Consider the following 18622-nt stretch of genomic DNA (forward strand, 5'->3'; position numbering starts at 1 on the left):
GAGCGAGGGGACCCCGGAGCGCAGCGCAGGGGCCGTATGATGGGAGCAGGCGGTTTTGCCTACTTTTTCCAAGAAAAAAGTAGGCCGCCGTAAGGGCGGAAAGGTGACTAAGCGTCGACATCACCAATGAATGCGCATACATCCATCAAAACAAACACACTGAGTCCCGAACCCGAACCCGAACCCGAACCCGAACCCGAACCCGAACCCGACCAACGGCTCAAATACCTAATCCAAAAGTGATATCAAAGCGCTTGCACGCCGATAACGCCCATCTATGCTCAGGACATCCCGGGGGGGCACAGGAGTCCCAGCGCATGTTCGAGTACCACCGCAAGTCCGACCTCGTCGAAATCCAGCGCTGCCGCCAGGCCCTCGCTGCCATGGACGCGAAGCTCGCCGCCATCAGCCGCTCCATGGCCATGATCGAGTTCGCCCCCGATGGCACCATCCTCGATGCCAACGACCATTTCTGCACGACGATGGGCTACAGCGCTGACGAGATCCGCGGCAAGCACCATCGAATGTTCTGTGACCCCACCTACGCCAAAAGCGCCGAGTACCAGCAACTCTGGCGTGAGCTGGGGCAGGGCAAGGCCATCAGCGGCACCTTCGAACGGCTCGACAAGGCCGGCCGCGAAGTCTGGCTCGAAGCCAGCTACATGCCGGTGATCGACGAACGCCAACAGGTCACCAGCGTCATCAAGGTGGCATCCGACATCACCCGCCATGTGATCGAAGAACACGAGAGCGAGAGCTTGCTCAAGGCCATCGGCCGGTCCATGGCGGTGGTCGAGTTCACCCCGGCCGGCAGAGTGATCAAGGCCAACCAGAACTTTCTCGACACCATGGGCTATCGCCTGGAGGAAGTGGTGGGCCGCCACCACGGGCTGTTTTGCCTCGCCCACGAACGTGAGTCGGCCCAGTACCGCGAGTTCTGGGCTTCGCTGAACCGCGGCGAATACCACTCGCACCGCTTCGAACGGGTCAACAAGCAAGGCCAGACCGTGTACCTGGAGGCCTCGTACAACCCGATCTTCGACAACAAGGGGCGATTGACCAAAGTGGTGAAGTTCGCCAGCGACATCACCAACCAGGTCAGCACCCAACAGACCGCTGCCGATGCTGCCCACGCAAGCTCGGTACAAACCGACGCCTGCGCGCGCAAGGGCACCCAGGTGGTGCAGCAGACGGTCGAGGTGATCGAGCAGATTTCTGCCGAGCTCAACCAGGCCGCGCTCAGCCTCGATGCGGTGAGCAAGCAGTCCGAGCTGATCGGCCAGATTGTCCTGACCATCCGTGGCATTGCCGATCAGACCAACCTGCTGGCACTCAACGCAGCGATTGAAGCCGCCCGGGCTGGCGAGCACGGGCGTGGCTTTGCCGTGGTCGCCGATGAAGTGCGCAGCCTGGCCGCGCGCACCAGCAAGGCAACGCTGGAGATCGTCGAAGTGGTGCGGCAGAACCATGACCTGTCATTGAATGCCGTGGCCAGCATGCAGTCGAGCCTGACCCGCACCGGGCTGGGAGTGGAGCTGGCCAATGAAGCGGGCACGGTTATCATGGAAATCCAGCAGGGCTCACGGCACGTGGTGGACGCGATCAGCCAGATCAGTTCGACCCTTCAATTGCATTGATTCCCTGGCGCAGCTCTTGCTCCAGGTTCTGCAGGCTGGCCAGCAGGCGAGCAAGCAATTGCTCGGTTGGCTGGCCCAGGGCCATGGCCCGCTCAATGGCCTCGCAGTCCTTCACCACGCCCCGCACCTTGAGCATCTTGGCGCCGCCCTTGATGCGGTGAACGGCCATGGCGAGCGGATCAGGTGGCGGCGAGGCTCCCAGCTCGTGCAGCGCTTGCAGGTCCTCTCGAGTGCTCTCGGCCAGTTGCCGCAGCAGGCGCAGGGTCAGTTGCTCGTCATCCTGGGTGAGGTGGCGCAATTGCTCCAGCGCAAAACCGCTGTGGCCAGGCAACTGCGTGGCAACCGTGACGACAGCCGCCGTCGGGAGCACGCTCGCCGACGCCAGGGCTGAACGCAGAGCTTGCAGGTAAATGGGCTTGAACAGGCACTCGTCCATGCCATCGTCCAGGCAGCGTTGACGTTCTTGCGCCTGGGCATTGGCGGTGACGCCGATGATCACGCAGGCAGGCAGGCCTTGGTCACGTTCCAGCGCGCGGATGCTTCGGGTCAGTTCGTGCCCGTCCATGATCGGCATGTTGCAATCGGTGATCAGTACATCGAAAGGGTGTTTTCGCCACAATGCCAACGCGTCCTGGCCCTGTTCGGCGAGCACTACCTTATGGCCCAGCGTGCGCAACTGCTTGTCGAGCAGCAACAGGTTGGCAGGGTAGTCATCGACCACCAGGACTCTCAATGCGGGGCTGTCGGCAGGGGGCGCAGGAGGCTTGGGTGATTGGCTCACGGGCGCAACGGCGACCGGCAGATCGAGGTGCACATCCACCTGGGTGCCCAGGCCCTCGAGGCTTTGCAGGGTCAGGGTGCCGCCCATCAGCTCGCACAGATCGCGACAGATCACCAGGCCTAGCCCTGCGCCTTGGCGGGCCTGGCGTCCGTCCATCTGGGCAAAGGTGTGGAACAGTCGCGCCTGGTCAGCGCTGCTGATACCCACGCCGCTATCCTTCACCTGCAGCATGACGCCCATCGATTGCTCGCCGTGCGCGGCCACCTCCAGTGCAACGTCTATCCGCCCCTCCTCAGTGAACTTGATCGCGTTGCTCAACAGGTTGGACAACACCTGCTTGAGCCGCAGTGGATCGCCCAGCACCCAGCACTGCTCGGTGGGCAGCGCGGCACGCAGGTGAATGCCCTTGGTTCGTGCATTGCCCTCGAATACCCGCAGTGTGGCGCGCACCAAACCGACCAGTTCGACGGCCACCGGTTGCAGGGTCATGTGCCCGGCTTCGATGCGCGAAATATCGAGAATGTCGCCAATCAGCTCAAGCAGCCCGGTTGCCGAGCCATGGGCGGTTTCCAGTGCCTGGCCATCGATGCGGCCATGCCGGCTGTCCTCCAGGGCCAGTTCGAGCAAGCCGATGACCGCGTTCATCGGCGTGCGGATTTCATGGCTCATGACCGCGAGAAACGTGCTTTTGGCCTGGTTGGCCTGCTCGGCATCCTCTTTCGCCTGGCGCAGTTGCTCCAACAGCCCGCGGCTGAGCTGCAGTTGATCCTGCAGCGCATGCTGGGCCTCGGTGCGCTGACTGATGAGTTTGCGCAGGTAGCTGTTCCAGAACACCACGCCCGCCAGCAAGACGCTGGCCAGCACCAGCACCTGGAGTGCCAGGGTCCGGTAGTTGCGCCAGGGGCTGTCGCTGACCACCGCACTGGTACGCCAGCGATTGACCAATTGTTCAAGCTCGTCAGGCGCAATGCTCAGTAACGCCTTGTCGAGGATGGCTTGCAATTGAGGCTGTGCAGGGTCGACGGCGAAGGCCGCGAGCGCGGGCTCATCACCCAGTTGCGCCGCGACCCGCAGGTCGCCCTTGAACACCTGGCTGATGAAGTAGCTGGCGTTGATATAGGGGCTGAGCGCGACATCGGCATTGCGTTGGAGCACCGACTCCATCAGTTGCAATGGATTGTCCACCTCGACCGGGCGCACTCGAGGTGCCTGCTGCAGGAGCCCGTCGAGCAGCGGAGAGCCGCGCAACAGCGCCACCCGCTGGTCGCTCAGCGGCTGTGCCGGGTCCAATGGCGGTGAGCTGGCGCGCATCACCAGCACCTGCGGGCTGGCCAGGTAGGGGCGGCTGTAACGCAAGCGAGTGGCCAGCCGCGGGTCATAGCCAATGGCGCCGAGCATGTCGACCTTGCCCTGCGTCGCGGCATCGACCATTTCGCCGAACGACTGTGCCCCGACCACGTCGAAACGCAAGCCGGTGCGCAGGCTGATCTGCTCCAGCACGTCCATGGTCAGGCCCCGTGGTTGCTGCTGGCTGTCGGTGAATGTCAGCGGAGCGAGGGCAGTATTGATCATCACCTTCACCGTGCGGTGCTGGGTGATCCAGGCGCGTTCTTCGGCGGTGAGGGCGTCCAGCCGGCGATCAAGCAGGATGCTGGTGCTGCCACTGGTCCAGCGCCGCAGGATGTTCAGCCGTTCGCTGTCGGCGATGCGCTCCAAGGCCCGGTCGATCAATGCGCGCAGGCGCTGGTTGTCGCGGTCCAGGGCAAACGCGAAAGTGCCGACCGGCAGTTTGACGAAGTGATCGACCTTGACTGCACCCTGGTAGCTTCTGCTGATCACGTAGTCGCTGCTGATGGCGTCGCCCAGGTAAGTATCTGCCTGGCCCAGCGCGACCGCCGCGACCCCAGCCAGGGTAGAGCGGTACAGGGTTATCTGGGCGTTGGGGTAGAGCTGCTGGACGGCCTGCAGGGGCAGGTAGTGATCGACCAGGGCCAGGCGCTGGCCGGCCAGGTCGCTGCCCTCCAGCAGGGCGCCGCCCTGTCGACTGACGAGTACTGGCAGGTCATCGGCATAGGGCAGGCTCAGGGCGAGTTCGGCGTCGGCGGCTTCGAAAGCGTTGGAAGTACCCAGCAGGTCGATCTCGCCTCGGTGCAGGGCAGCGATGGCCTGCGCGCGGGTAGGGTAGCGCCGTACCTTGATGGGTATCCCCAGTTGCTCGGCGATCAGGCCGGCGTAATCGGCGCTCAGGCCCTCGTAGTCGTCCTGGCTGGTGTTGATATCGAAAGGCGGATAGTCGGGGCGCGAGCCACCCAAGGTCAGTACCTGGCGTTCACGCAGCCATTGCCGGTCGTTGTCGTCAAGGGGCAGTGGCGCGGCGGCGCTCTGGGCGCGGGCCAGCAGGTGACGGTCCTCGCTGGTGGTCTGGGACAGTCCCTGCACGGGCACCAGCAAGGTCAGCACCAGGCACAGCAGTGTGCCCTTGCTCATGCTTCAGCCCGCGTTGTTGCGTTTAGCCAGGTCGACCATTTCCACCAGTGATTCGACCTTGAGCTTCTCCATGATCCGGCCGCGGTAGGTACTGATGGTCTTGGCGCTGAGGTGCATCTGCTCGCCGATCAGCTTGTTGCTCTGCCCCGAGCAGAGGCGGCGCAGCACCTCCATTTCACGGTTCGACAGGCTGCCCAGTCGGTCACCCTCGCTTTCCAGGGTGTTGCTGTTGACTGCCATCTGCGGGAAGGTCGAATAGCCTTTCACCAGTGCCTTGAGGGCAAAGACCAGGGCGTCGAGGTCCTCGTCTTTATTGACGAAGGCCGAGATGCCGGCGTCCATGCACCGGCGTACGTACAAGTCGGCCGGCTGGCCGGTCAACGCCATGATCCTGGGGGAGGGGGTGAGCAGCTTGAGGCGTTTGATCACTTCCATGCCATCGAGGTCGGGCAGGCCGATATCGAGGATGACCACATCTGCCTTGGTCTGCTCGGCCAGGCGTGCGGCATCCTTGCCCTTACCGGTTTCGCCGACGACGGTGAAGCGCTCCCCCTCGAGCAGCATGCGTACAGCAAGGCGAACAATGTGATGGTCATCGACCAACAGCACGGATGTCATGTGAAACTCCTGTCGGATTGAGCCCATGTCCTGTCTTCCGTCGGGCTCACGCCTGCGGATCAATTGGGCAGCGCGCACATTACGGTGATTCCGACCCCTTGGTAATAGGCGAGTATAGGCGCGTTGAAAAGACAACAAGGAATTGTAGAAAAGGACTACAAAAGGGGCGCGGGAACGCCCCGGGACAGGCACTGAGGCAGGCGGGTCAGCTGCAGGCGGGATGTGCCTTGAGGATGCGCTCGCGGGAGGCGGGGTTGTTCTTCAGGGCTTGGCCCACCCGGGGCGGGCGGCTGAGTAGCAGGCCGCCACAGTTGGGGCAGCGGCCGTGCAAGTGCTGGTCATTGCAGCTGCGACAGAAGGTGCATTCGAACGAGCAGATCAAGGCGTCCGGGCTGTCGCCCGGCAGGTCGCTGTTGCAGCACTCGCAGTTGGGGCGTAGTTCGAGCATGGGCGTGGCTCCGTGACGTGGAAGGGCAGTGTGCGCCGTCGCCACGTCTGGCGGCAATCGCTTCAGTTGCCCGGGCGGTACAGGTGGGCGTGGCCGGCGCGGTACAGCGCCGATTCGGCGAACGGTGCATCACCCAGCACATGGCCGACCAGGATCAGTGCCGTGCGCCGGAAGCCCTTGTTGGCCACGCGCTCGACGATGTCCGCCAGGGTGCCCCTGGCCCAGTCCTGATCAGGCCAGGTGGCGCGATGGACCACGGCGATCGGGCAGTCGGCGCCGTAATGGGGCAGGAGTTCCTCGACGATCCGCGCCAGGTTCTTGATGCCCAGATGGATGGCCAGGGTGCTGCCATGCCGGGCCAGGTCGGCCAGTTGTTCGCCGGCCGGCATCGGTGAGCTGTCGCCGTAACGGGTCAGGATCACTGTCTGCGACACCTGGGGCAGGGTCAGCTCGCACCCCAGCAGCGCGGCGCTGGCGGCGGTGGCCGTCACGCCGGGGATGATCTGGTAGTCGATGCCCAGTTCGCGCAGGTGGCGGATCTGCTCACCGATGGCGCCATACAGGCTGGGGTCGCCGCTATGTACCCGGGCCACGTCCTGGCCGTTGGCGTGGGCCTGGCGCATGGCCTCGACGATCTGCTGCAGGTGCAATTCGGCACTGTTGATCACTGTCTCGGCACGGTGCCCTTCGAGCACGGCAGCGGGTACCAGCGAGCCGGCATAGATGATCACCGGGCACTGGCGGATCAAACGCTGGCCCTTGACCGTGATCAGTTCCGGATCGCCGGGGCCGGCGCCGATGAAGTAGACCGTCATGGGGAGTCCTTGCAGGTAAAGGGGCGGATTATCCGCCGATGGCCAGCGCCAGGGTAGCGCCGCCGAGTCGCTGGCGCGGCACGCGCAGGCCAGGCTGCAGCGATTCGCGGCCAGCCAGGGCCAATGCGGCGCTTTCGGCCACACCCCAGCAGCCTGTCTGGGCGAAGGCGATGGCCGAGCGCTGGCTGAGCAGCGGCTCGAAGCCGAGCAGTTGCCCGGCATCGAAACAGATGAACGGCAGCCCAAGTCGCTCGGCCAAGGCCAGCAGGCCTGGCTCCCGGGCCTTTGGCGCGATGCTGGCGATGCCGCGCAGCGCGCTGAGCGGCAGGGCATGCTCGGCCAGGGTCTGGCGCAGCAGGACCGCCAGGGTCTCCACCGGGCAACCCCGGCGGCACCCAAAGCCGGCATACAGCGCCGGCGGCTTTGCAGATTCCAGCATCAGGCTTGACTGGAGCGACGGTACAGCCAGGCGCTGAGCAGGCCCAGGGCCACCCAGAAGGCGGCATTGGTCAGCCAGGAAGCGATCTTGAACTGGGTTTCCAGTGCCTCGGGTGCCAGGCTTTCATGGACCGCTGGCTGTGGCGCGCCGATCACGTGGGGCACAACCAGCAGCGCCGCGCCCAGTACCTTCAACAGCCAGTGGCGAGCGAACACCAGCAATGCCAGGCCAGTGGCGGTGGCGGCGGCAGTGCCGATCCACCAGGTCTGGCGTTGGCCCAGGTCGGCAGCGGCGGTGCCCGGCAGCTCCGGCGGCAGGCCCAGGGTCGGCGCCAGGCAGAACACCGCAAAGCCGGCCAGGCCCCACAGCGCGCCGGTGCTGACCCGGCCCGGCTCACGCAGGCTATACAGCGCGACGAGGATCAGCGCAAAGCCGACTGCTACCACCAGGTTGCCGCCTGTGGTGGACAGCACGCGCTGCCAGCCGTCTTCCGGCGCCCAGGCTTCGGCGCTGTGCTCATGCTCGTGGGGGGCGGCGGCTTCGCCATGTTCATGGTGCTCGGCTGCCGGTGCGGCGCTTTCATAGGTCTCCGCCTGCAGAATCAGCGGTGCGACCCAGAAGCTTTGCAGCAGTGTCAGCAGCAGGGCGGCGAGCAGCCCACTGAAGCCCGCGGTGCGGGCAATACGGGTAATCATGCGGGGCTACTCAGTGGCAGGGGAAGGCGGCGCTGTGGCGGGTGTCGTGGGCAGCGTTGTGCACCGCCTCGATGTGCGAGAAGCCGGCGAAGTAAACCAGGCACAGGCCCAGCAGGCTGGCGCCGATGGCGATGACCATGCGCTGGCTGAGTGTGGCGGGGGTGGCGATGCTGTGTTTTGTGCTGGTAATCGGCATGACGCGTTCCTCTGCTGCTTTTATTGGGGCAACGGGCAGGCGCGGCGCTCCCGGGCAGGACAGCCCAGGGAATACGACAGCGCCCGCCCACCGCGGGGTGTTGATGTGGTGTCAGGCCGGTCTCCGGGCTGGCGAGGCGGAGCGGGGCTCCATCTGTTAGCGTCACCTTCCCATGCCTGTTGAGCCGGCACAGTGGTCAAGACGCTTCACTCGCTTACCGTTGCGGGGGCAGCACCGGCCTTGTCCGCTATCTATTAAAGACGCTGGACGCACCGGTTTCCCGTTTCACCCCCAAGGGGGGCACCTGAACGCAGTGCGCTAGCAAATCATGGGGCGTGGCTTGCGTCAATCGCCCCAGCGGTTGACCGGTGTCGGGCGGATGCGTAGCCTTGCCGCTTCGAGGTTCTCCGGCCCAGGCCGGAGCTAAGACGGGAACGCGGTCCAAGCCGCGGCTGCCCCCGCAACTGTAAGCACTCAAAAGGATCGGCACAGCCACTGCGCAAGCGCGGGAAGGCGCCATCCCCCCGGCACCGCTGCCGGAACAGTGCAAGCCAGGAGACCTGCCTCGCAACGTTTTCGACTATCAACCGGGCGGGGTGATCCGGTGGCGAACGCGCCCGGCCGGCAACGCCCGAGGCTGTCGTCCCGCATGCCCGCGCCATTGCTGCCAAGGGCATCGCGACATGAAAACACTGGCCAAGCTCCCCGTCACCATCGTCACCGGCTTCCTCGGCTCGGGCAAGACTACCTTGCTGCGCCACATGCTCGACAACGCCCAGGGCCGCCGCATCGCGGTGATCGTCAACGAGTTCGGCGAACTGGGCATCGATGGCGAAATCCTCAAGCAGTGCAGCATTGGTTGCACCGAAGAAGAAGCCAACGGCCGCGTCTACGAGCTGGCCAATGGCTGCCTGTGCTGCACCGTGCAGGAAGAGTTCTTCCCGGTGATGCGCGAACTGGTGGCGCGCCGCGGCGACCTCGACCACATCCTTATCGAAACCAGCGGCCTGGCCCTGCCTAAGCCCCTGGTGCAAGCCTTCCAGTGGCCAGAAATCCGCAACGCCTGCACCGTCGATGCGGTGATCACCGTGGTCGACAGCCCGGCAGTGGCCGCCGGCACCTTCGCCGCCTACCCGGACCAGGTCGACGCCCAGCGCAAGCTCGACCCCAACCTGGACCACGAGTCGCCGCTGCATGAACTGTTCGCCGACCAGCTGGCCAGCGCCGACCTGGTGGTGCTGAACAAGGCCGACCTGATCGACGCCGAAGGCCTGGCCAAGGTTCGTGCCGAAGTCGCCGAAGAACTGCCGCCAGCGGTGAAAGTGATCGAAGCCAGCAGTGGTCGCCTGCCGCTGGAAGTGCTGCTGGGCGTCGGTGCCGAATCCGAGGCGCACATCGACGGCCGTCGCACCCACCACGATTCGCACCACGACGGCGATGACCACGACGATCACGACCATGACGCCTTCGACTCGATCTCCATCGACCTGCCAGAGGCCGACGAAAGCCTGCTGCTCGATGCCCTGACGCAACTGGTCACCGAGTTTGGCATCCTGCGCGCCAAAGGCTTCGCCGCCATTCCCGGCAAGCCGATGCGCCTGCTGATCCAGGGCGTGGGCACGCGCTTCGACAAGCACTTCGACCGCGCCTGGCGCACTGACGAGCCGCGCATCACCCGCCTGGTGCTGATCGGCCAGGACCTCGATGCCGTGCATCTGGAAGCGCGCCTGCGCCAGGCCCTGGGCGCCTGACCCATGCACCTGCTGAGGACCCAGCCCGGCGGCTTCGTGCCGGACGACAGCATTGCCGACCTCGGCCAGACTCCCGCCGAGCTGGTGATCCTCTGCAGCGGCGATTCGCACCTGGCGCTGCTCGCCGAAACCGCCGAGCAGTTGCCGGACGACTTCCCCAGCGTGCGCCTGGCCAACCCCATGCAGGTGCAGAACCATGCCTCGGTCGACCTGTATGTGGACGAGGTGCTGCGCCACGCCAAGGTGATCCTGGTGTCGCTGCACGGCGGCGTCGGTTACTGGCGCTACGGCGTCGAGCAACTGGTGGAACTCAGCCAGCGCGGCGTGCAACTGATCCTGGTGCCCGGCGATGATCGCCCCGACCCGGAGCTGACCGACCTGGGCACGGTGCGTGGCGAGCAGGCCGAGCGCCTCTGGCACTACCTGCGCCAGGGTGGCAAGGCCAACGCGGTCAGCCTGTTCAATTGCCTGGCCAGCCAGTGGTTGGGGCGTGACTACGCCTGGGATGAACCGCAGCCGTTGCCGCGTACTGCGGTTTACCACCCGGCCAAGGCCAGCGCCCAGTTGCAGGACTGGTACACCGACTGGCATCCCGAGCAACCGGTGGCGCCACTGTTGTTCTATCGCTCGCACCTGCAGGCGGCCAACACCGCCTTCATCGACGTGTTTTGCCAACGCCTGCAAGCCTGTGGCCTGAACCCACTGCCCATTGCCGTGGCCAGCCTCAAGGAGCGCGCCTGCCTCGACCAGGTCGAGGCCTGGCTCGATGAAGTGCAGGCTGAAGTGGTGATCAACACCACCGGCTTTGCCTTGTCCAGCCCCGAACAGCCCAACCTGCGCCCGTTGCGCCGCGATGTACCGGTGCTGCAGGCGATCTGCGCCCAGGACAACCAACCGGCCTGGGAGCAGAGCGAACAGGGCCTGGGCGCTCGCGACCTGGCCATGCACATCGCCTTGCCGGAACTGGACGGGCGCATCATCACCCGCCCCGTGAGCTTCAAGGACCTGGCCTGGCGCAGCGAGCGCAGCCAGTCCGATGTGGTCTGCTACCGGGCCCACCCCGAGCGCATGGACTTCGTCGCCGAACTGGCGCGGCGCTGGGTCGAGCTGGCGCGCCTGGACAACCAGGCGAAGCGCGTGGCGCTGGTGCTGGCCAACTACCCGACCCGCGATGGGCGCATCGGCAATGGCGTCGGCCTGGATACGCCCGGCGCCGCACTCAACATTCTCAAGGCCTTGCAGGCGCAGGGTTACCCGGTGGCCGGCCTGCCCGACAGCGGCACCGAACTGATCCACCAGTTGCTCGGCGGGGTGACCAACGACCTCGACCACCTCGACCAGCGCCCCTGTGCCCAGAGCCTGAGCCTGGCCGATTACCACAGCGCCTTCGCCGCCTTGCCCGAAGCCAACCAGCGCGCCGTGCTGGAACGTTGGGGCCCGCCCGAACAGGACCCGATGTACCGCAGCGGGCGTTTGATGGTGGCCGGCCTGCGCTACGGCCTGACCTTCGTCGGCATCCAGCCCGCGCGCGGCTACCAGGTCGACCACAGCGCGGTGTACCACGACCCCGACCTGGTGCCGCCCCACGGCTATCTGGCGTTCCACTTCTGGCTGCGCAACGGCTATGCCGCCGATGCGCTGATTCACGTCGGCAAGCACGGCAACCTGGAGTGGCTGCCGGGCAAGGGCGTCGGGCTGTCCAATGAATGCTGGCCAGACGCCTTGCTCGGCCCGCTGCCGAACATCTACCCGTTCATCGTCAACGACCCGGGCGAGGGCGCCCAGGCCAAACGGCGCACCCAGGCGGTGATCATCGACCACCTGATGCCGCCGCTGACCCGTGCCGAAACCTATGGCCCACTGCGCCAGCTGGAGCAGCTGGCCGATGAATACTACGAAGCGCAGCTGCTCGACCCGCGCCGTGCCCAGGAGCTGCAGCGCGACATCCTCGAACTGCTCAAGGCCAACCACATCGACCGCGACCTGCAGCTCGAAGGCCAGCTGGACGACGCGGCGGTGTGGCTGCCGCGGCTCGACACCTACCTGTGCGACCTCAAGGAATCGCAGATCCGCGATGGCCTGCATGTGTTCGGCCAGTCGCCACAGGGCCGGCTGCGCAGCGACACGCTGTTGGCGCTGCTGCGGGTGGAACGCGGTGACGGCAAGGGCGGCAATGCCAGCCTGATCCGCGCCCTGGCCCGGGCGCTGGGGCTGGGCTTCGACCCGCTCGATTGCGACCTCGGCCAGGCCTGGGAGGGTCCACGCCCGGCGCTGCTACAGCAGCTGGACGCGGCGCTGTGGCGCACGGCCGGGGATACCCGTGAACGGCTCGAACTGCTGGCGTTGACATTGATCGAACAGGCGCTGGAAGGCGACTGCCCACTTGATGGGCAGGCTGACTGGCAACCGGTGCGCGAGGTGCTGCAAGCGCTGGTCGAGCAGGTCGCCCCCAACCTGGACGCCTGCGGCGCTGCCGAAATCGACGGCCTGCTGGCGGCCCTGGCCGGGCGTTTCGTCCCCGCCGGGCCCAGCGGCGCGCCGAGCCGTGGCCGCCTGGACGTGCTGCCCACCGGGCGCAACTTCTATACCGTCGACGTACGCAACCTGCCCACCACCACCGCCTGGCGCCTGGGCTTCGCCTCGGCCAACCTGATTCTTGAACGCCACCTGCAGGACCACGGCGACCACCTGCGCCAGTTGGGCCTGTCGGTGTGGGGCACGGCCACCATGCGCACCGGCGGCGACGACATTGCCCAGGCCATGGCGCTGATGGGCGTGCGCCCGGTATGGGCAACCGGCAGCCAGCGCGTCGACGACTTCGAGATCTTGCCGCTGAGCCTGCTCGATCGCCCACGGGTCGATGTCACGCTGCGGGTCTCGGGCTTCTTCCGCGATGCCTTCGGTAACCTGATTCGCCTGTTCGACGCGGCGGTGCAGGCGGTGGCCGCGCTCAACGAGCCGGATGACCTCAACCCGCTGGCCGCCCGCGTGCGCGCCGAGCGTCAGGCGCTGCTCGATGACGGCCTGGATGAAGAGCAGGCGGCGCGCCAGGCCGGCTGGCGCGTGTTCGGCGCCAAGCCCGGCGCCTATGGCGCAGGGGTGCAGAACGCCATCGACGGGCGCCTGTGGCACAGCCGCGACGATTTGGCCGAGGTCTACCTCAACCACGGCGGCTACGCTTACGGCGCCAGCGACGAAGGCACCCCGGCCCGCGCGCGCTTCGCCCAGCGCCTGAGCCAGGTGCAGGCGGTGCTGCAGAACCAGGACAACCACGAGCACGACCTGCTCGATTCCAACGACTACTACCAGTTCCAGGGCGGCATGCTGGCCGCCGCCGAGACCCTGGCTGGCACCGCCCGGGCCAGCTACCACGGTGACCACAGCCAGGCCGACCGGCCGCGTATCCGAACCTTGAAGGAAGAGCTCAACCGGGTGATCCGCGCCCGCGCGCTCAACCCCAAGTGGATCGACGGCGCCAAGCGCCATGGCTATAAAGGTGCCTTCGAGCTGGCGGCGACGGTCGATAACCTGTTTGCCTTCGACGCCACCACCGGGCTGATCGACGACCATCATTACCAGGGCCTGGCCGACGCCTACGTGCTCGACCCGGCGACCCGTGATTTCATGCGCGAGCACAACCCCGAGGCCCTGCGCGACCTCACCGAGCGCCTGCTGGAAGCCCAGCAGCGCGGCCTGTGGCAGGACCCGGGCGACTACCGCGAGAGCCTCGAGCAACAGTTGCTCGAAGGCGAGGAAGACTGCTGAACATGAACGAACCTGTGCAATTCCCCCTGGCCGCCGTGGTGGGGGCCGACGAACTGAAGCTGGCACTGTGCCTGACCGCCATCGACCCGAAGATCGGCGGTGTGCTGATCGAAGGCCCGCGCGGCATGGCCAAGAGCACCCTGGCTCGCGGCCTGGCCGACCTGCTGGGCGATGGGCCGTTCGTCACCTTGCCGCTCGGCGCCACCGAGGAACGACTGGTCGGCACCCTCGACCTGGACGCCGCACTGGGCCAGGGCCAGGCGCGCTTCGCCCCGGGCGTGCTGGCTCACGCCGATGGCGGCGTGCTGTATGTGGACGAGGTCAACCTGCTGCCCGACCCGTTGGTGGACTTGCTGCTGGATGTGGCCGCCAGCGGCACCAACCGCATCGAGCGCGATGGCATTTCCCATCGCCACGCCGCGCGTTTCGTGCTGATCGGCACCATGAACCCGGAGGAGGGCGAGCTGCGCCCGCAATTGCTCGACCGCTTTGGCCTGAACGTCGCCCTCGACGGCTTGCCGGCACCCGAGGCGCGCCAGCAGATCATTCGCCGGCGCCTGGCGTTCGACAGCGACCCTGAAGCCTTCTGCACGCAGTGGGCCGGAGCCCAGACGGAGTTGCGCGAGCGCTGCCGGGCCGCGCGCGAGCGCCTGGCTGCGATCGCCCTGGACGACCAGGCCCTGGCCTGGATCACCGAACGCTGTTTCGCCGCCGGGGTCGATGGCCTGCGCGCCGACCTGGTCTGGTTGCGCGCCGCCCGCGCCCACGCGGCCTGGCGTGGCCACCCAGCCATCGAAGAGCAGGATGTGAATGCCGTCGCCGAATTTGCCCTGCGTCACCGTCGTCGGCAGGCTTCTGCGCAGCCACAGGCCACCCCGCCCAGTACCGCCGAGCAGTCGCAGGCTCCGGGTCAGCCCCAGGGGCAGGGCGACTGGGGCGCCTTGCCGCCGCAGCCGGTGGCCAGCGGTGCTCGGCGCGAGGTGCCGAACTGGGCAAAAAAGCCCTGAGCATCCGCCGCCGCGACGCCCAGGCGGCAGATGCCAGACCCCGCGTCGGCCAGTTGAACGGTGTTTCCCGTGGCCGCGCCCGGGCAGCCGAAGATGGCCGCATCGCCTGGCTGCCAACCCTGCTCAAAGGCCGCCCCCGCCAGCGCCGCGACCTGTGCTGGCAGCAGCGCCAGGCCCAGGCGCCGGAACTGTGGCTGGTGATCGTCGATGCCTCGGCCTCCACCCGTCGCCACCAGGCGCTGGCCCAGGCCAAGGGCCTGCTGGCCGGGGTGTTCGACCAGGCCTACCGGCAGCGTGCGCGGTTGGCGCTGTTGACCGCCAGTGGCAGCAAACCGCAGTGGCAACGCCACGGGCTCAAGGCTTCGCAGGCGCTCCAGCCGTGGCTGCAGCAGCTGGGTGCCGGCGGTGGCACACCGCTGCTGGCGGCCCTGGAAGAGGCACGGCACTGGTTGCTGGCGCGGGGCAAACGGCTGCCCCACGAGGTGCAGCGCTGTCTGTTGCTGACCGATGGTCGCCTGCAGGGGTGGCAAGCAACGCAACCGCTACCGTGCAGTACATTGCTGGTGGATATCGAATTGGCGGCGGTACGTGTGGGCCGCGCACGGCAACTTGCCGAACAACTTCATGCCGATTATCGGCATATCGAGCAGTTCGATACCGTCAATTGAATGGAATAACTGCGACGGGATGTCGCATGAACGAAAGTTATCGCGAGGGGAACTTTAAAGTTGCACCTGTGCGTGCAGGGCACGCACAGGAATTGCCGTGGTCTGCTTATTCAGGCATCGACCAGGGTTGCAGGTCATAGCCCTTCTGGCACAGTTCGGCACGCACTTCCTCGATCAGGCTGGCCCACTGCGCAGGGTCCGAATAGACCCGCGAAGAGACTTGCTTGGCGCCGATGCGGGCGCTGGTCCGGTCGATCACTGCCAGGCTTAGTTCGCCGGTACCGTTGGGTGCATCCCAGGCGACGCACTGGAAGGGTTCGAAGGCGTGGTCGGCAATCAGCAGTGCTTCGTTGACACGGAGCGGGGCGTTCATGGGTTCGGTCTCTCTATGGTCCCAAACAGCGAAAAGTGTTTCCGCGGTGTTATTCCGGTACAGGTTACAGCGCGGTGTTAATCGTACTGATGCTCCAGATCAGGGGATGAGTCACACAATCTAAGAATTTTTTTATCTGGACGCATTGCAAGGTGTTTCTGCGTGCCGTCTGTGACGTCAATAAAATACGAAAATTCCCGGGCGGCTCAAATACGGCCGAATCGGGCTGACCAACGGTAGTGGGGGCTGTCAAGTTCATTGCTACTGTTACTTTTGGCGTCGCAACTTACTGTTTATAGATAAAAAACCCTATTCCGGCGCCAAGGAATGGTCATGCTCGAGCCTGCCGCCCAACGTCGCTTGCTGATCGTCGACCCCTGCGACGATTGTCATCGATTGTTACCGGGCCTGCGCGGCGTCGGCTGGGATGTGCGTAGTTGCAGCCTGGACGTTGCCCTGGAGCACCCCTGCGATGTCGGCCTGCTGCGCCTGCAGGCCTCGCACCTGCGTCACCCCGACGCGGTCAAGGACATGATCAAACGCAGCAATACCGAATGGATCGCCGTGCTCAGCGCCGAAGAACTGCGCATGCAGAATGTCGGCGATTTCGTTTGCGAATGGTTTTTCGACTTCCACACCTTGCCGTTCGACGTGTCGCGGGTGCAGGTCACCCTCGGCCGGGCCTTCGGCATGGCGCGCCTGCGTGGCCGCGGCGCGGTGCGCGATGGCGAGGCCGAGCCCGAGCACGAACTGCTGGGCGAGAGCCGGCCGATCCGCGAACTGCGCAAACTGCTCGGCAAACTGGCACCCACCGAATCGCCGGTGCTGATCCGTGGCGAGAGCGGTACCGGCAAGGAATTGGTGGCGCGCACCTTGCACCGCCTGTCGCAGCGCCATGACCAGCCGTTCGTCGCCATCAACTGCGGCGCGATTCCCGAACACCTGATCCAGTCCGAGCTGTTCGGCCACGAGAAGGGCGCATTCACCGGCGCCCACCAGCGCAAGGTCGGGCGTATCGAGGCGGCCAACGGCGGCACCCTGTTCCTCGACGAGATCGGCGACCTGCCGCTGGAGCTGCAGGCCAACCTGCTGCGCTTTCTGCAGGAGCGGCACATCGAACGGGTGGGCAGCAACCAGCCGATCGCCGTGGATGTGCGGGTGCTGGCGGCGACCCACGTCGACCTGGAAAAGGCCATCGCCCTCGGCCGTTTCCGTGAAGACCTGTATTACCGGCTCAACGTGCTGCAGGTGGTGACCGCGCCGCTGCGCGACCGGCATGGCGACCTGTCGATGCTGGCCAGCCATTTCGCCCGTTTCTACAGCCTGGAGACCGGCCGCCGGCCGCGCTCCTTCAGCGACAGCGCACTGGCGGCCATGGGCCGCCACGACTGGCCGGGCAACGTGCGTGAACTGGCCAACCGTGTGCGCCGGGGCCTGGTGCTGGCCGAAGGGCGGCAGATCGAAGCCCCGGACCTGGGCCTGCACGACCAGGTGGAACAGGAGGCGCTGCTGGGCACCTTGGAAGACTACAAGCACCGCGCCGAGCGCCAGGCCCTGTGCGACGTACTCAACCGACACAGCGACAACCTCAGCATCGCGGCCAAGGTGCTGGGGATCTCCCGGCCGACCTTCTATCGGCTGCTGCACAAGCATCAGATCCGCTGAGGCCGGTTCCCGCGCCCCCATTGCCCTGGATCAACACCCGGCGACTGCTTCAGGCGGATGCTCAAGCCCTACCGACAGCTTGAGAGGACCCGGCCATGAGCAGCACCTTCTTCATCCCCGCCGTGAACATCATGGGCATCGACTGCCTGGACGAAGCCATGGCCGCCATCGCCGGCTACGGCCTGCGCAAGGCGCTGATCGTGACCGACCAGGGCCTGGCCCGCGCTGGCGTGGCCGAACGCATCGCCGGGCTGCTGGCCATGCGCGATATCGACTCGGTGGTGTTCGATGGCGCCAAGCCCAACCCGAGCATCGCCAACGTCGAGGCTGGCTTGGCCATACTGCAGCGCGAGCGTTGCGACTGTGTGGTCTCGCTCGGTGGTGGCTCGCCCCATGACTGCGCCAAGGGCATTGCGCTGTGCGCCACCAACGGCGGGCATATCAGTGACTACGAAGGGGTGGACCGCTCGAGCAAGCCGCAACTGCCGCTGATCGCCATCAACACCACCGCCGGCACCGCCAGCGAGATGACCCGTTTCTGCATCATCACCGACGAGGCGCGCCACGTGAAAATGGCCATCGTCGACCGCAACGTCACGCCTATCCTGTCGGTCAACGACCCGGCGCTGATGGTCGGCATGCCCAAGTCGCTGACCGCCGCCACCGGCATGGACGCGCTGACCCACGCCATCGAGGCCTATGTGTCGACTGCCGCCACGCCGATCACCGACGCCTGCGCGCTCAAGGCCATCAGCCTGATCAGCGACAACCTGCGCCAGGCGGTGGCCGACGGCAGCGACCTGCAGGCCCGGGAGAACATGGCTTACGCGCAGTTCCTTGCCGGCATGGCCTTCAACAACGCCTCCCTGGGGTACGTGCATGCCATGGCGCACCAGTTGGGCGGCTACTACGACTTGCCCCATGGGGTGTGCAACGCGGTGCTGCTGCCCCATGTGCAGCGCTTCAATGCCAAGGTCAGCGCTGCGCGCCTGCGCGATGTGGCCAAGGCCATGGGCGTGAAAGTGTGTGGGCTGGAGGCGGAGCAGGGGGCTGGAGCGGCGATTTCTGCCATCGAGCATCTGGCGGCGGCGATCGACATCCCGGCCGGGCTCGCCGAGCTGGGGGCCAAGGTTGAGGATGTGCCGGTGTTGGCGGCTAATGCGCTGAAGGATGCTTGTGGGTTGACCAATCCGCGGGTGGCCAGCCAGGCGGAGATCGAGGCGATCTTCAAGGCGGCGTTTTAGGCGCGGGGGGATTGCGTGAGGGCCACCAGGTGC

General features: G+C 66.1%; 15 protein-coding genes and 2 riboswitches. Of the genes, 7 read left to right on the forward strand and 8 right to left on the reverse strand.

Annotated elements, in window-relative coordinates; all coding sequences use genetic code 11:
• Positions 1 to 317 precede the first annotated feature (317 nt).
• The gene (locus ABE459_RS20730) at positions 318 to 1637 is read left to right on the forward strand and encodes a PAS domain-containing methyl-accepting chemotaxis protein (RefSeq protein ID WP_323830968.1); all 1320 of its coding nucleotides are present in this window, start codon (positions 318 to 320) and stop codon (positions 1635 to 1637) included.
• On the opposite strand, the gene ABE459_RS20735 is transcribed toward ABE459_RS20730, so the two are convergent.
• From ABE459_RS20735 to ABE459_RS20765, 7 genes are all read right to left on the reverse strand, one after another.
• Positions 1612 to 4905 carry a transporter substrate-binding domain-containing protein gene (locus ABE459_RS20735; RefSeq protein ID WP_346648128.1) on the reverse strand — a complete coding sequence of 1098 codons (3294 nt, stop codon included), beginning with the start codon at positions 4903 to 4905 and terminating at the stop codon, positions 1612 to 1614. The genes ABE459_RS20730 and ABE459_RS20735 overlap by 26 nt on opposite strands.
• Positions 4906 to 4908: 3 nt before the next feature.
• Entirely contained in the window at positions 4909 to 5523 is a 615-nt protein-coding gene (locus ABE459_RS20740) for a response regulator transcription factor (protein WP_323830970.1), read from the reverse strand.
• A 205-nt stretch (positions 5524 to 5728) separates the two neighbouring features.
• Positions 5729 to 5971 (reverse strand): DUF1272 domain-containing protein, encoded by a 243-nt coding sequence (locus ABE459_RS20745; RefSeq protein ID WP_323830971.1) that lies wholly within the window; start codon positions 5969 to 5971, stop codon positions 5729 to 5731.
• Between the two features lie 62 nt (positions 5972 to 6033).
• Complete coding sequence (gene cobM, locus ABE459_RS20750) at positions 6034 to 6786, reverse strand: precorrin-4 C(11)-methyltransferase (RefSeq protein ID WP_323830972.1); 753 nt, start codon at positions 6784 to 6786, stop codon at positions 6034 to 6036.
• Positions 6787 to 6814: 28 nt separating this feature from the next.
• Positions 6815 to 7225 carry a cobalamin biosynthesis protein gene (locus ABE459_RS20755; protein WP_125464210.1) on the reverse strand — a complete coding sequence of 137 codons (411 nt, stop codon included), beginning with the start codon at positions 7223 to 7225 and terminating at the stop codon, positions 6815 to 6817.
• Entirely contained in the window at positions 7225 to 7920 is a 696-nt protein-coding gene (locus ABE459_RS20760; protein WP_323830973.1) for a CbtA family protein, read from the reverse strand. The genes ABE459_RS20755 and ABE459_RS20760 overlap by 1 nt, the downstream gene beginning before the upstream one ends.
• Positions 7921 to 7930: 10 nt before the next feature.
• The gene (locus tag ABE459_RS20765) at positions 7931 to 8116 is read right to left on the reverse strand and encodes a CbtB-domain containing protein (RefSeq protein WP_110994477.1); all 186 of its coding nucleotides are present in this window, start codon (positions 8114 to 8116) and stop codon (positions 7931 to 7933) included.
• 96 nt (positions 8117 to 8212) lie between these two features.
• A riboswitch (cobalamin riboswitch) is annotated at positions 8213 to 8439 on the reverse strand.
• Positions 8440 to 8499: 60 nt separating this feature from the next.
• A riboswitch (cobalamin riboswitch) is annotated at positions 8500 to 8699 on the forward strand.
• Positions 8700 to 8799: 100 nt separating this feature from the next.
• On the opposite strand from ABE459_RS20765, the gene cobW reads away from it, so the two are divergent.
• The 4 genes from cobW (at position 8800) to ABE459_RS20785 (ending at position 15307) form a co-directional block, all read left to right on the forward strand.
• A complete protein-coding gene (cobW, locus tag ABE459_RS20770) occupies positions 8800 to 9867 on the forward strand; it encodes a cobalamin biosynthesis protein CobW (protein ID WP_125464208.1) in 1068 nt (355 codons plus the stop codon).
• A gap of 3 nt (positions 9868 to 9870) precedes the next feature.
• On the forward strand, positions 9871 to 13632 hold the full coding sequence (gene cobN / locus ABE459_RS20775; protein WP_323830974.1) for a cobaltochelatase subunit CobN: 3762 nt from the start codon (positions 9871 to 9873) through the stop codon (positions 13630 to 13632).
• 2 nt (positions 13633 to 13634) lie between these two features.
• Positions 13635 to 14639 (forward strand): AAA family ATPase, encoded by a 1005-nt coding sequence (locus ABE459_RS20780; RefSeq protein ID WP_323830975.1) that lies wholly within the window; start codon positions 13635 to 13637, stop codon positions 14637 to 14639.
• 101 nt (positions 14640 to 14740) lie between these two features.
• On the forward strand, positions 14741 to 15307 hold the full coding sequence (locus ABE459_RS20785) for a VWA domain-containing protein (RefSeq protein WP_323831048.1): 567 nt from the start codon (positions 14741 to 14743) through the stop codon (positions 15305 to 15307).
• Between the two features lie 106 nt (positions 15308 to 15413).
• Here the strand turns inward: ABE459_RS20785 and ABE459_RS20790 are convergent, their stop codons facing one another.
• Positions 15414 to 15680, reverse strand: coding sequence for a hypothetical protein (locus ABE459_RS20790; RefSeq protein WP_110994481.1), 267 nt, complete (start codon positions 15678 to 15680; stop codon positions 15414 to 15416).
• Between the two features lie 333 nt (positions 15681 to 16013).
• Here ABE459_RS20790 and ABE459_RS20795 point away from each other — a divergent pair, with 333 nt between their 5' ends.
• Complete coding sequence (locus ABE459_RS20795) at positions 16014 to 17345, forward strand: sigma-54 dependent transcriptional regulator (RefSeq protein WP_323830976.1); 1332 nt, start codon at positions 16014 to 16016, stop codon at positions 17343 to 17345.
• 95 nt (positions 17346 to 17440) lie between these two features.
• The gene (gene yiaY / locus ABE459_RS20800) at positions 17441 to 18589 is read left to right on the forward strand and encodes an L-threonine dehydrogenase (RefSeq protein WP_323830977.1); all 1149 of its coding nucleotides are present in this window, start codon (positions 17441 to 17443) and stop codon (positions 18587 to 18589) included.
• Positions 18590 to 18622: the final 33 nt, after the last annotated feature.

This window comes from Pseudomonas sp. TWI923 (genome assembly GCF_039673365.1).
Lineage (GTDB): Bacteria > Pseudomonadota > Gammaproteobacteria > Pseudomonadales > Pseudomonadaceae > Aquipseudomonas > Aquipseudomonas sichuanensis.